At 64.2% G+C, this 13191-nt stretch carries 15 protein-coding genes; 7 read left to right on the forward strand and 8 right to left on the reverse strand.

What is annotated here, in order from left to right; translation table 11 throughout:
• Positions 1 to 78 precede the first annotated feature (78 nt).
• Positions 79 to 834 carry an SDR family oxidoreductase gene (locus LB557_RS20650; RefSeq protein WP_224641087.1) on the forward strand — a complete coding sequence of 252 codons (756 nt, stop codon included), beginning with the start codon at positions 79 to 81 and terminating at the stop codon, positions 832 to 834.
• A gap of 33 nt (positions 835 to 867) precedes the next feature.
• Here the strand turns inward: LB557_RS20650 and LB557_RS20655 are convergent, their stop codons facing one another.
• Both LB557_RS20655 and LB557_RS20660 read right to left on the reverse strand, forming a co-directional pair.
• Entirely contained in the window at positions 868 to 1242 is a 375-nt protein-coding gene (locus tag LB557_RS20655; RefSeq protein WP_141906232.1) for a YciI family protein, read from the reverse strand.
• Positions 1243 to 1389: 147 nt separating this feature from the next.
• Positions 1390 to 2574, reverse strand: a complete 1185-nt coding sequence (locus tag LB557_RS20660; protein WP_224641085.1) for a pyridoxal phosphate-dependent aminotransferase — start codon at positions 2572 to 2574, stop codon at positions 1390 to 1392.
• A gap of 83 nt (positions 2575 to 2657) precedes the next feature.
• On the opposite strand from LB557_RS20660, the gene LB557_RS20665 reads away from it, so the two are divergent.
• The 4 genes from LB557_RS20665 to denD all read left to right on the forward strand — a co-directional run bounded on the left by LB557_RS20665 (position 2658) and on the right by denD (position 5619).
• The gene (locus LB557_RS20665) at positions 2658 to 3344 is read left to right on the forward strand and encodes a GNAT family N-acetyltransferase (protein ID WP_224641083.1); all 687 of its coding nucleotides are present in this window, start codon (positions 2658 to 2660) and stop codon (positions 3342 to 3344) included.
• A gap of 14 nt (positions 3345 to 3358) precedes the next feature.
• A complete protein-coding gene (locus tag LB557_RS20670; RefSeq protein ID WP_015315869.1) occupies positions 3359 to 4327 on the forward strand; it encodes a cation diffusion facilitator family transporter in 969 nt (322 codons plus the stop codon).
• Positions 4328 to 4416: 89 nt separating this feature from the next.
• Positions 4417 to 4626, forward strand: coding sequence for a hypothetical protein (locus tag LB557_RS20675; RefSeq protein ID WP_140661799.1), 210 nt, complete (start codon positions 4417 to 4419; stop codon positions 4624 to 4626).
• A 12-nt stretch (positions 4627 to 4638) separates the two neighbouring features.
• Positions 4639 to 5619 (forward strand): D-erythronate dehydrogenase, encoded by a 981-nt coding sequence (gene denD, locus LB557_RS20680; protein ID WP_015315871.1) that lies wholly within the window; start codon positions 4639 to 4641, stop codon positions 5617 to 5619.
• Between the two features lie 38 nt (positions 5620 to 5657).
• Here denD and LB557_RS20685 read toward each other — a convergent pair whose 3' ends face one another.
• The 4 genes from LB557_RS20685 to LB557_RS20700 all read right to left on the reverse strand — a co-directional run bounded on the left by LB557_RS20685 (position 5658) and on the right by LB557_RS20700 (position 9765).
• On the reverse strand, positions 5658 to 6752 hold the full coding sequence (locus LB557_RS20685) for a nickel/cobalt transporter (RefSeq protein WP_224641098.1): 1095 nt from the start codon (positions 6750 to 6752) through the stop codon (positions 5658 to 5660).
• A 77-nt stretch (positions 6753 to 6829) separates the two neighbouring features.
• Positions 6830 to 7498, reverse strand: a complete 669-nt coding sequence (locus LB557_RS20690; RefSeq protein WP_140619413.1) for a DUF1007 family protein — start codon at positions 7496 to 7498, stop codon at positions 6830 to 6832.
• A 167-nt stretch (positions 7499 to 7665) separates the two neighbouring features.
• Positions 7666 to 8565, reverse strand: coding sequence for a LysR family transcriptional regulator (locus LB557_RS20695; RefSeq protein ID WP_015315874.1), 900 nt, complete (start codon positions 8563 to 8565; stop codon positions 7666 to 7668).
• Positions 8566 to 8568: 3 nt separating this feature from the next.
• Positions 8569 to 9765, reverse strand: coding sequence for an amidase (locus LB557_RS20700; protein WP_224641082.1), 1197 nt, complete (start codon positions 9763 to 9765; stop codon positions 8569 to 8571).
• A gap of 540 nt (positions 9766 to 10305) precedes the next feature.
• Here LB557_RS20700 and odc2 point away from each other — a divergent pair.
• The gene (gene odc2 / locus LB557_RS20705) at positions 10306 to 11439 is read left to right on the forward strand and encodes an ornithine/lysine decarboxylase (RefSeq protein WP_224641081.1); all 1134 of its coding nucleotides are present in this window, start codon (positions 10306 to 10308) and stop codon (positions 11437 to 11439) included.
• Between the two features lie 98 nt (positions 11440 to 11537).
• A complete protein-coding gene (locus LB557_RS20710) occupies positions 11538 to 12107 on the forward strand; it encodes a GNAT family N-acetyltransferase (protein ID WP_015315877.1) in 570 nt (189 codons plus the stop codon).
• 77 nt (positions 12108 to 12184) lie between these two features.
• Here the strand turns inward: LB557_RS20710 and LB557_RS20715 are convergent, their stop codons facing one another.
• Both LB557_RS20715 and LB557_RS20720 read right to left on the reverse strand, forming a co-directional pair.
• Positions 12185 to 12469 (reverse strand): SCP2 sterol-binding domain-containing protein, encoded by a 285-nt coding sequence (locus LB557_RS20715; protein WP_140661803.1) that lies wholly within the window; start codon positions 12467 to 12469, stop codon positions 12185 to 12187.
• A gap of 186 nt (positions 12470 to 12655) precedes the next feature.
• A complete protein-coding gene (locus tag LB557_RS20720; protein ID WP_015315879.1) occupies positions 12656 to 13177 on the reverse strand; it encodes a hypothetical protein in 522 nt (173 codons plus the stop codon).
• Positions 13178 to 13191 lie beyond the last annotated feature (14 nt).

The raw sequence follows: 13191 nt of genomic DNA on the forward strand, positions 1-13191 counted from the left end.
CATTTGCGATGCCTTCTCCACCCGAACCAAATTTGTAGATCAGGCGAGCACGCACATCGCTGCCGGAGGACATCAGCCATGACCGAGCAAAAGACCGCCATCGTCACCGGGGCCGGCACCGGGATCGGCAAGAGCGTAGCCACGGCATTGCTCAAGGCCGGCTGGAATACGGTGTTCTGCGGGCGCCGCAAGCCGGTGCTGGATGCCGCGATCGCCGAGATCGGGCCGACCGAGGCCAAGGCATTGGCGGTTGCCTGCGACATCAGCAAGGCCGGTGAGGTCGACGATCTGTTCGAGACCGTGGCGGAGGCTTTCGGGCGGGTCGATCTGCTCTTCAACAATGCAGGCATGGGCTACAAGTCGACGCCGATCGACGAGATCCCGGTCGAGGTCTGGAACGATATCGTCGGCGTCAACCTCACCGGATCTTTCTTGTGCGCGCGCGCGGCTTTCGGCGCCATGCGCAAGCAGAAGCCGATGGGCGGCCGCATCATCAACAATGGTTCGGTGTCGGCCTATGCGCCGCGCCCGGGCTCGGTGCCCTATACGGCGACCAAGCACGCCATCACCGGGCTGACCAAGACGCTGGCGCTCGATGGCCGCCCCTATGACATCGCCTGCGGACAGATCGACATCGGCAATGCATTGACCGACATGGCGCAGCCGATGACCGTCGGCGTGCCGCAGGCCAACGGCTCGATATCAGCCGAAGCGGTGATGGATGTCCAGCGCGTCGCCGACGCGGTCGTGCACATGGCCAGCCTGCCGCTCGACGCCAACGTGCTGTTCATGACCGTGATGGCGACCAAGATGCCGTTCGTGGGGCGTGGGTGAGCAGCGCGTGCCGGCAGCGCTTTCGCCCGGGCCTCATTTTTCCGCCAGCGGCACGCCGGGCTTGAAGAGTAGAATGGGCCTGATCTCGTAAACGGCGGTCGGATTGACACGACGAAGATCGCGGGCGATCGCGATGGCGTCATCCCTGGTGACGCAGTCGACGACATAGAGGCCGAGCAACTGTTCCTTGGTCTCGGCAAAGGGCCCATCGATGATCATACCGTCGCCCGGGCCGCGCAAGGTGCAGGCATCCGCCGTCGCGCCCAAACGCGCCGACGGCCCAAGCGTGCCTTCCGCATGAAGCCTGGTGTTGATCTTGAGCAACTCGGCCATCAGCGCCGCATCTTCCTGCGGCGTCAGCGCCTCGATCGCATCTTCCACGTGATAGGCAAGGATTGCATAGAACATGCGAGATTCCCCCATTGGTCCTGATACGGGAATTCGTAGCCGTTTTCGGTATGCCCGCACAGCCTTGGCTACGCGCCTCCGGACGGCTCATGACACCGTCATGGAATGCGGTGGCAAGCTATCCGGCTCGCGCGGCGACGCTGAGCCTCACTTGGCCAGAAACGCCCCGATCCGCTCCAGCGCGCGCAAAATGTTTTCCTCGGAATTGGCGTAGGAGAGCCTGATGTAGCCTTCGCCGAGAATGCCGAAATCGGGGCCGCCGATCAGCGCCACACCGGCCTCGTCGAGCAGGGCCGAGGCGAGTTTCTTGGCCTTCCAGCCGGTCTTCGAGACATTGGGGAAGGCATAGAACGCGCCCTTGGGCGTGATGCAGGAGATGTTTGGCAGGGCATTCAGGCCCTCGACCACGATTTTCCGGCGGTTGTCGAAGGCGCGCATCATGGTGTCGACGTCATCCTGCGGGCCGTCGATCGCCGCGATGCCGGCGAACTGGCTTGATGCGTTGACGCAGGACCAGCAATTGACCGCCAGCTTGCGCACCTTGTCGTAGAGGTGGGCGCCCTTGTCGCCGTTCGGCCAGATCGACCAGCCCATGCGCCAGCCGGTCATCGCCCAGGTCTTGGACCAGCCGTTGAGCACGATCAGCCGGTCACGGATCTCGGGAAAGCCAAGCAGCGAGCAATGCGTCTCGCCGTCATAAGTCATGACATCGTAGATTTCGTCGGAGAGAATGGCCACGTCTGGATGCTTCTCAAGCCCCTTGACCAGCTTCTCGATCTCGGCGCGCGGGGTGACGCCGCCGGTCGGGTTGGCCGGCGAGTTGAGGATCAAGAGCCTGGTCTTCGGCGTGATCAGCCCCAGCGTCTCTTCGGCCGAGAAGGCGAAGCCGTTCTCCTCGCGCATCGGCACCGGAATGGGGGTTGCACCGGTGAACTCGATCATCGAGCGGTAGATGGGAAAGCCGGGGTCGGGATAGAGGATCTCGGCGCCGGGCTCGCCGAACATCAGGATGGCGGCGAACATGGTTGGCTTGCCGCCGGGCAGGATCATCACCGCCTCCGGCGAGACCTCGACGCCGGTGGTCGTCAGCGTGCGCCGCACCACCGCCTCGCGGGTCGCCAGCAAGCCATTGGCCGGCGTGTAGCCATGGTGGCCGTCACGCAGCGCCTTGATCGCCGCCTCGACGATGTGTTGCGGCGTCTTGAAGTCGGGCTGGCCGATGCCGAGATTGACGATGTCGCGGCCCTGGCTCGCCAGCGCCGTCGCCCGGGCCAGCACGGCAAAAGCGTTTTCCTCGCCGAGACGGTCGAAGGCCGAAATCGTGTGGAGCATTTTTCCCGTCCCTGTGGTTCTTACTGTTGGCGAGCGTTTTTGTGAGCGTCCGCCCGCAAAAGTCAAACGGATTGGAGTTTTCGGTGTCGGAAAATCTCAAAGACTGGCAGCCGCGCCCGCGCCCGGAGCGCAAGGTTCTGGAGGGCCGCTATGTCAGGCTCGAGCCATTGAGTGCCGCAACACATGGCGACGGCCTCTACGAGGCGTCCTCCGCGGCCGACGTCGACGGCCGCTTCGCCTGGCTGCCCGACTATCCGCCGGAAACCCGCGCCGCCTTCCAGCCCTGGCTGGACAAGGTGGAGGCGAGCGAGGATCCGCTGTTCTTCGCTATTGTCGACAAGGCAAGCGGCAAGGTCGCCGGCCGCCAGACGCTGATGCGCATCGATCCGACCCATGGCGTCATCGAGATCGGCAACATCTACTGGGGACCCCTCATCTCGCGCAAGCCGGCGGCGACGGAAGCACAGTTCCTGTTCATGAAATACATCTTCGACGAACTCGGCTATCGCCGCTACGAATGGAAGTGCAACAACCGCAACGGGCCGTCGAAGCGCGCGGCGGAACGGTTCGGCTTCAAGTTCGAGGGTATTTTCCGCCAGCATCTCATCGTCAAGGGTGAAAACCGCGACACCGCGTGGTATTCGATCATCGACAAGGAATGGCCGGCTCTGCGCAAGGCTTATGAAGCCTGGCTCGATCCGGCCAACTTCGACGCCAATGGCCAGCAGAACCGCCGGCTCGAGGATTTTCGCGCGGAATTCGGCGCCTAACGGGAGTTTGCCATTTGGCGCATATCCACGATCACAGCGGGCACGATCACGGCGGCGGCCATGTGCATGGGTCGACGGACCAGAAGCGCGTCCTGATCGCGGCCTGCCTGACCGCCGGCTTCATGGTGGCCGAGGCGCTCGGCGGCCTGTTTACCGGGTCGCTGGCGCTGCTGGCCGATGCCGGCCACATGCTCGCCGACGCCATTGCGCTCGGCCTGGCCTGGTATGCCTTCCATCTGGCGGGCCGGCCGGCAACCGGCCAGCTCACCTACGGCTTCGGCCGCGTCAAGACGCTGGTGGCCTACACCAATGGCATCGCCATTTTCGTCATCGCTCTGTGGATCGTCTACGAAGCGTGGGATCGCCTGCTGACACCGGCGCCGGTGCTGGGCGGGCCGATGCTGGTGGTGGCGATCCTCGGCCTGCTGGTCAATATCGGCTCCTTCCTGGTGCTGCATGGCGGCGATCGAGACAACCTCAACATGCGCGGCGCCATCCTGCATGTGCTCGGCGATCTGCTCGGCTCGGCAGCCGCGATCGTCGCGGCACTGGTCATCCTGGCGACTGGCTGGACGCCGATCGACCCCATCCTGTCCGTGCTGGTCTCGCTGCTGATCCTGTCCACCGCGTGGTCGCTGATGCGCGCCGCCGCCCACGTCCTGCTCGAAGGCGTGCCGCCAAGCCTCGATCGCGACCTGATCGCCGGGGACATTCAGGCAACGGTCCAGGGCGTGCGCGAGGTGCACCATATGCACATCTGGTCGCTCGACGGGTCGAGCAGCATGGCGACGCTGCATGCCTGCCTCAACGAGGGCGTCGATGCCCATCAGGCGGTCAGCGCCATCAAGAAGCGGCTTGCCAGCGAGCACGGCATCAGCCATGCCACCGTGGAACCGGAATTCGGCCGGTGCGCCGACGATGGCGACGACCATCATCACGAGCATGAGCACGATGCGGCCGCGCATCACGGCCACTATCACTAGGATCGATCGATGACCATTGATCGGACCTGCCTCAGGAGTCCTCCAGCTTTGCAACTCAGCTCGATGAACGACCGCCGTTCCGGTGCGGCATGATGGACCGTGACACGCGCAATGCGGCCATTGCGGCGGTCTGGATCATGCTTCTGTTCGGCATTACCGCTTTCTACCTGCCGACCGTGATGTTGGCACTCGGCAGTTATTCGACCGTGCTGGCGGGTATCTTCGGCACCGTCTTCGTGCTGGCGTTTTTCCTGGTGTTCTGGTTGCGCGCGCGCACCCAGCGCAAAAATCGGAAGTAAGGGATATCGGACATGCGCATTTTGATCACCGGCGCCGCGGGCATGGTCGGCCGCAAGCTCATCGCCCGGCTGGCCAAGGACGGCACGCTGCGCGGCGAGAAGATCACCGCGCTCGACCTGCACGACATCGTGCCGCCGCAGGCGCCAGCCATGGACGGCGTCAGCGTCGCGCTGCACACGGGGGACCTTGCCGAAGCAGGCGCCGCGGAAAGCCTGGTTGTGTCGCGCCCCGATGTCGTCTTCCACCTCGCCGGCATCGTGTCGGGTGAGGCGGAAGCGAATTTCGACCTCGGCTACCGCGTCAACCTCGACGGCACGCGTGCGCTGTTCGACGCCATCCGCCTGGCAGGGTTTGCGCCGCGCGTCGTCTTCACGTCGTCAATCGCCGTTTTCGGCGCGCCGTTCCCGGATGTCATACCGGACGAATTCCACCCGACGCCGCTGACCTCCTACGGCACGCAGAAGCAAATGAGCGAAGCGCTGCTGGCAGACTATTCCAGGCGCGGCTTCTTCGACGGCATCGGCATCCGGCTGCCGACGATCTGCGTGCGGCCCGGCAAGCCCAACAAGGCGGCGTCCGGCTTCTTCTCCGGTATCATTCGTGAACCCTTGAGCGGGCAGGAGGCGATCCTGCCGGTGCCGCGCTCGGTCGTGCACACCCATGCCAGCCCGCGCTCGGCGGTGAGTTTCCTGATCCATGGCGCGGAGATCGAGGGCGCAGCCGTGGGGCCGCGCCGCAACCTGACGATGCCGGGTGTCGCCGTCACCGTTGGCGAGCAGATCGAGGCGCTGGAACGGGTGGCTGGATCGCAGGCGACAAGCCTGATCCGCGAGGTGCCCGACGAGACGATCTGGGCAATCGTCAAGGGCTGGCCGACCCGCTTCGAGGCGCGGCGGTCAAGGGAACTTGGCTTCAGTGCCGAAAAGAGTTTTGACGAGATCATCCGCGCGCATATCGAGGATGAGCTGGGCGGCAAGATTCCCGGTCAGTAGCGCACGGTGCCTATCCCATTCCAACGGAATGGTAGGGTCTAAACGCTGCCCGTCAGGCTCGCGGACAGCAGCAGCAGTCCGAACAGGAAGACGAAGGCCGCGCCGCCGATCTCGACGATCGAGTGGATGCGGTTGCCCATGCGGCCGTCGCCGGCGAAATACACCGCCCAGTTCTTGGCGGTCACCGCCAGTGTGGCCAGGGCCGAGACGGTGATCGCGGTTCCGAACGACATTGCCAGCACCGACAGCAGGCCGCCGAGCCAGAGCCCGTTGAGCAGCGCGAAGCTGAGAACGATCAACGCACCGGAGCAAGGGCGGATGCCGACGGCGGCCACCGCCGACCAGGCGGTGCGCCAGTCGAAGCGGTCACCCGACAGCAGCGCCGGATCGGGCGCATGCGAGTGGCCACAGGTGTCGCAGACCTCGCCGCTGGCGTGGTCGTGATGCGCATGATCATGCGCGCCGTGGCCGTAATGATCGTGCGAATGGCCATGCCCATGGTCGTGATCGCCATGCCCGTGCAGTGCGTGGGAATGAGCGTGCGCCGCATGGTCGTGAGCGCCATGCGAATGGCCGGCATGGGAATGACCGGCGTGAGCCGCCGACAGGCTGTAGGCCGGGCCCTTGCCAAACAGGCGCAGGACGGCTGGGCCGAGCTTGCGCCACAAAAGCCAGGCGCCAAAGAGGGTGACCAGGGCAAAGCTCATGATCTCCATGAACCAGGCCGCATCGGTCATCGAGATGGTGGTGCCGCGCAGGACGAAATAGGCCAGCAGCATCACCAGGATCGCCGTCAGGCCCTGCAGCAGCGCCGAGACGAAGGACAACAGGATGCCGCGCTTCAGCGCCAGTTCGTTGGCCACCATATAAGACGAGATCACCGCCTTGCCGTGGCCGGGGCCGGCGGCGTGGAAAATGCCATAGGCGAAGGACAGGCCGATGAGTATCCAGATCTTGCTGTTGTCCTGGCGCATTGCCTTCATGGCGGTCGCCAGCGCGCGGTAGAATTCCTGCTGCCTCAGATTGATCCACATCAGGATATGGGCGAACGGACCGGTGGTGGGTGCCATGCCGTCATTGACGCCGATGCCGAGCGAACTCTGGGCGTGCGCGGCATTGGCGAAATGCATCATGGCAAAGGCAAGGGCCAACAGGCCGACTGCCAAACGCAGGGACGGTTTCGAACAGTTCCCGATCGGGTTCACCGGATCTATCCTTCTGGCTGACAGGTCAGTTCAAGTTTGGTGGCAAAGATCTTGCTCATGTCGGTGCCTGTCGGATCGTTGAAGAAGGCATCCGTCAGGGTCTTCTGGTTTTCCTTGATCGCTTCGTCCGGGTCCGGCCGGACGACCTTGCTCGTGCAGTTCGACGGCAGGCCCTCGACGGTGATGTTGGAATCCTCGGTGAAGTCGATCGCCGTGTAGAAGGTCGGATCGTAGACGCCGATGTCGATCGTGCCGGACAGCTTGATCGGCGCCTTCGGTTCGGATTCAAACAGGATGATCAACTGGTCGTTGTCGAAATTGGCCATCAGATGCGGCGGCGGCGTCATCGCCACGTCCTTGCCGTCCTGCGTGACGAGCTGGAAATAATTGAACTCGGCCAGCGAGGCATGGACGGTGTCGGCGACCTCCTTCAGCTCCTTGTCGTCAAGCTTCAGGTCGGAGTTCTTGTCGAACTCCATCATCACCGTGCTCGAAAACAGATCGTCGAAGCGCCACAGATGACGCAACGCTTTCACACTTTGGTGATCCGGGGACAGGACCACGTCGAGGCGCGCCTCGGCGAAGACGTGCGGATGCACCTCGGCCGGTCCTGTCGCGGCAAAGATCGCCGCCAAGGCCGAGGCCAGCATGATTGCGTGCCGTTTCAGATGCATTCGCGGTCGCGATTCCCTTGGCTTTCGAGAGCGTGGTCGAAGGTTACCAGAAAGGGGGCGAAATTGGGACTGCGGGCGCATGTCACCCAAAAGTGCGCGAGGCTTTGGATAGCGCCACGCATGCAGGAGAGCTCAAAAGCGTGCGGTATCCGGGCTGCTGGGGCAGGTCAGGCGCTCTCGCGCGTCCTGAACCACTGCACCAGGAAATCGACGAAAACGCGCACCTTCGCCGGAAGGTAACGGCGATGCGGATAGACGGCGAAGATGCCGCCGCCCGACAGGATGCGGTCGTCGAGCACCGCCACCAATTGGCCGCTCTTGAGGTCTGGGGCGGCGATGAAATCCGGCAGGATGCAAAATCCAAGCCCCGACAAGGCCGCGGCGCGCGCCGCCATCGGGCTGTTGACCTCGATCGGGCCGGAGACGGCGATGCTTACCGGATCGCCATTGTCGCCCTTGAAGGGCCAGTTGTTCAGTCCGCGGCCATTGGTGTCGACGATGCAGGGCATGTGGCCGAGATCCTGCGGTCGTGTCGGCATGCCATGCTTGGCGATCAGTTCTGGAGAGCCGCAGAGCTTGATCGAAAACGGCGCCAGCCGCCTGGCGATCAGCGACGAGTTCTCCAGCCGCGAGATGCGCACGGCAAGGTCGAAGCCTTCCTCGACCAGATCGACAAAGCGGTCGTCGAGCTGGATGTCGAGCACGATGTCGGGATACTGCTTGGCGAAGTCGATCAGCGACTGGCCGATCGGCGCGTCGGCGAAGGTGCGCGGCGCCGACAGCTTGATGCGGCCGCGCACGTCGCCGGAGGACTCGCGCACGGCGTCGGCCAGGCTGTCGACCTCGCGCACGATTTCCGAGGCGCGGCGGTAGTAGGTGTGGCCGGCCTCGGTCATCGAGAACTGGCGCGTGGTGCGGTTCAGCAGCAGAGCGCCGAGCTCGTCCTCCAGCTCGCGCACATATTTCGACAGCAGCGCCTTGGAGCGGCCGATCTTGCGCGCCGCCGCCGAAAAGCCTTCGGCCTCGACGACGTCGATGAAGGCGCGCATGCGGGTCAGTGTGTCCATTGTTCAGGCTCTTTGTGCTGCGTCGAGAAGTTTTCGGCCGAGCCGTATCAGGGCAATGTCGCTGCCGGAAGGGCCAAGCAGCGACAGGCCGAACGGAGCGCCGGCGACCGAGCCGATCGGCAAGGTGATCTGCGGAAAGCCGGAGAGCCCGGCCAGGCATAGAAGATGGAGCGCGCGTTCGCGGTAGGCCTGGAATTGCTCCGGTGTGCTGTCGACATAGGGTGCCGGACCCGGCACCGTCGGCAGGACAAGGAGGCCGTCCTTGCCAAGCAAGGCGCTGAGTTCGCCGCGAAAGGTCAGCCGGCGCACCTTCTCGGCCTGTGCTGTCCGGTCGTCGACCGCACGGCCAAAGCCGAACCGTTCCTCGACGCCGGGCCCGAGCTCGCGCTCCCCGCTGGTGATCCATTCGCCATGCACTGTCCAGGCCTCCTTGGCCTGCAGGCGGCGAAAGCACCAGTAGAGTTCGTCCGGGGACGAGCTGAAGCGCGTCGCTGGCGTCGCCGGCGTGCCGAACACCGTGCCCACCAGCGCCTTCATTCCGGCATATTCGGCGGCCGCCGGCCGGGCGACCATCTCGTCCAGCCAGCCGAGCGCCAGCGGGCGGTCCAGGGAATGCTGGTGCGGATCGCGGCCAAGCAACAGCTTGCCGACAGTCTCATAGGTTTCGATGTCGTCGGCGAACCAGCCGAACGTGTCGAGACTCGGCGCCAGTTGCATGGTGCCGTCGAGGGAAATGCGACCATGCGTGGTGCGCAGCCCGATCAGCCCGCAGAAACTAGCCGGCGCGCGGATCGAACCCCCGGTGTCTGACCCCGTGGCGATGTCGGCCAACCTGCCCGCCACCGCCGCCGCCGACCCCGACGACGAGCCTCCGGTGACACGGTCGGGAGCCGCGGGGTTCACCGGAAACGGAAAATGCGCGTTCTGGCCGAACAGAGCGAAGGCGAGTTCGTCGGTCTGCGTCTTGCCGATGAAGCGCGCACCGGCGTCGAGAATTGCCTGCACGGCCGGCGCCGTGCGCGAAGCGGCGTGGCCATTGGCGAATTTCTGCAAATTGCCGCAACCGGTACGGTAGCCGGCAACGTCGTAAATATCCTTGACCGCCAGCCGCAGGCCGGCCAAGGGTCCAAGTTCGGCATGCGCCACCGGCATCTGGCGAAGGTCGAGAAAGGCGTTGAAAGGGCCGTGCGTGCCTGTCATCGTTCGATATCCGTATACGGTTGGCCAACATTGTTCGATGCCAGAAATTTTACAACCTGCGATACGATTTTTATTGATTGTGAAATGCTTCGCTCTTATATCGCGCTTGCCCAAAGTCGCACGTGCCTGTGGGTGTCCGCCGATCCTCGAATGGTGAGGGAAATCGGTAAGGTAACTGGAGCTAACCCCTCCAGTCGGTTTAGCGGCCAACCGCCAGACCGAGGACACCTTGAAGCAACGACGGTGCGGGCCTTTCTGGTTCTCTGCCGGTTGTCCAAAGACCGGGGTTACTGAAGAGGCACACCTTCATTGCCGGCAGTGCGGAACGGGGTTCTCCCAATCCAAGCCAAGGCAGACAAAGCGAACCGAAGCCGGGCAAGGCTAAGGTTCATCGCCGCGAGACGGCGTTTCATGGTTCCGGGGTCTCCACCGGCTGGTTCCATGGATTTCCGTCCCGCCTTTGTTTGACCGCGTGTTCGCGAGGCCGACAGCCCGCGCCCGCACCCTTGTGCGCGCCGAAAGGCGCGATGGAGAAACCCGATGGCCACACAGCGCATCCTCGACTTCCTCGCCACCCGACGTCCGTCCGGCCCCTGCCTCGTCGTCGACCTCGACGTCGTGCGCGACAATTTCCGCGCCTTCGAGAAGGCTCTGCCCGATTCCAAGATCTACTATGCGGTGAAAGCAAACCCGGCGCCGGAAATCCTGCGCCTGCTTGCTGCGATGGGCTCGTCCTTCGACACCGCTTCCGTTGCCGAAGTCGAGATGGCGATGGACGCCGGTGCGCCGGCGGACCGCATCTCCTTCGGCAACACCATCAAGAAGGAGCGTGACATTGCACGCGCCTACCAACTCGGCATCCGGCTGTTCGCGGTCGATTGCGTCGAGGAAGTCGAGAAGATCGCGCGCGCCGCTCCAGGCTCCCGCGTGTTCTGCCGCGTGCTGACCGATGGCGAGGGCGCCGAGTGGCCGCTGTCGCGCAAGTTCGGCTGCGTGCCCGACATGGCCGTCGACGTGCTGCGCCATGCCAGGGGCCTCGGCCTCGCCGCCCATGGCGTGTCGTTCCATGTCGGCTCGCAGCAGACCGACCTGACCGCGTGGGACCGTGCTCTGGCCGACGCCAAGAAGGTGTTCGCGACGCTCGCGGAAGAAGGCATCGTGCTCAAGATGGTCAATATGGGCGGCGGCTTCCCGACGCGCTATTTGCGTGACGTGCCGGCGGCCCAGGCCTATGGCCAGGCGATCTTCTCGGCGCTGCGCAAGCACTTCGGCAACGCCATTCCCGAGACGATCATCGAGCCGGGCCGCGGCATGGTCGGCAATGCCGGGGTCATCAAGTCGGAAGTCGTGCTGATCTCGAAGAAGGCCGACAACGACAATGTGCGCTGGGTGTTCCTCGACATCGGCAAGTTCGGCGGTCTGGCCGAGACGATGGACGAGGCGATCCGCTATCCCCTCGTCACCCGCCATGACGGCAGCGAGACCGCGCCTTGCGTGCTGGCCGGCCCGACCTGCGATTCGGCCGACGTGATGTACGAGAAGACGCCGTATCCGCTGCCCTTGTCGCTGACCATCGGCGACGAGGTGCTGATCGAAGGCACCGGCGCCTACACGACCACCTACTCGGCGGTCGCCTTCAACGGCTTCGAGCCTCTCCGATCCTACGTGATCTGACGGCTCATTAGAGCTGTTCAGATCATCCCAGGTGGGCGCCCGTCGCCCACTTGGGCTCGCCTGTGGAACATATCTCCGCTCGTGAAGGGATCGCGGAAATGGAAATGTCAGTCGAATTCGTAGCTCATGCGCCGGCCTTCGCCATGGTCGCCGAAACCGCTGCCGACGTGGCGGCGCGCGAAGCCTTGCTCGATCGCGCCATGGGGCCGAAGCGCAAGACCAAATCATCGGAGAAGCTGCGCCGCGGCCGCCGGCCCTCGGAGGGGCTTGCCTTCGTCGCACGCGATGCCTCGGGCGGCGTGGCCGGCACCGTGCGGCTATGGGATGTCACGCTGGGCGAGGGCGGTCCGCCAGCGCTGCTGCTTGGCCCGCTCGCCGTCGACCCGTCGCTCAAGAGTGCCGGCATCGGCTCGGCGCTGATGCGGCATGCCATCGCGGAAGCCGCGCGCCTCGGCCACGCTGCGATCCTGCTGGTTGGAGACGAGCCTTACTATGGCCGCTTCGGCTTTTCGGCCGCCAGGACCGGGGCGCTCGCCATGCCGGGGCCTTACGAACGGCACCGTCTGCTGGCCTTGGAACTGGTGGAGGGCGTGCTTGACGGCGCCAGGGGCACGCTGAAGGCGTCCGGCCGCAAGCTCAAGGCACAGGCGCCGACCTTGGCCGCATGAAGCCTTAAGCGCGACTGCCCTTCAAACGAAACGCCGCCTGAAAAGGCGGCGTTTCGTTTATCTCGAAGTCGTGCCTGTCAACCGATCAACTGGCTCAGCGCCATGGCGACGGTCATGTCGCCCTCGACCTTTATCTTGCCGGTCATGAACGCCATGGTCGGGTTCAGGTCGCCCGCGATCAGCGAATCCAGATCGTCGAGTGACAGCTTGATGGTGCAGTCGGCGGGAGCGTCCGTGGTCGAGACGGCCGCGCCGTCGATGACGATGACGCCGTCGCTGCCGGTGTCGAACTTCACGGAACGGTCGAAGCCGCTGCTGGCCACGCGCGACTTGATCTTCTCGGCTATATCCTGAACGCTCACGCTGTTCTCCCTGTCTGGTTGCATCTGTCACGCTACGCACTTCGGTCCAGCCGAAGTTCATGCGGCATCACTGGCGATCATGATCGCTGCCGCATATAGCTTCGGATTGACGTTTACGTCAACGCGAATTGCAGGGATTGGCCCCAACGCCGACTGCTCTAGGGCCACCGGCACTGGGCCGATGGCTTAGTGCGCGCTGACCGGCTTGGGAGTCTCGGTCGCCTGGGTGCTGGCATCCTGCCGCCGACGCAGCCAGTTGTCGCGGATCTCATCCTTGCTCAGGAAATTGACCTGGTCGATCAGGACCTCATGGACCAGGGTTGCGCCGACCCGGGTGTTGATCGTGTCGCGGATCGCGGCGCGAAAGGCATCGAGGTCGAGCGTCGCCTTCTTGGTGAAGTCGATCTGGGGGTTGGCGTAGAGGTAGGTGTAGACCTGGTCGGTGATGAGCGCCTCGGCCGGGATCGACAGCTTCTTTATCTGCTCCGGCTCGACGGTGTAGACGAGCTTGGCCAGAAAATAGCCGTCGATCTTGGAGTCGTGGATCAGCGGCACCGAAATGATGTCGGTCTTGACGTAGTCCAGCCCGCCCAGCATCGGCTTGGGTTTCTCACCGACGCCCTGTTCACCGGCGGCCTGGAACGAATAGAACACCGCGCCGAGCGTGGCGGCGCAGATCCAGACCGCTATGGCGATGACCTTGATCATTCTGAACGCGAGCT

It is taken from the genome of Mesorhizobium sp. BR115XR7A (assembly GCF_020165315.1).
GTDB lineage: Bacteria > Pseudomonadota > Alphaproteobacteria > Rhizobiales > Rhizobiaceae > Mesorhizobium > Mesorhizobium australicum.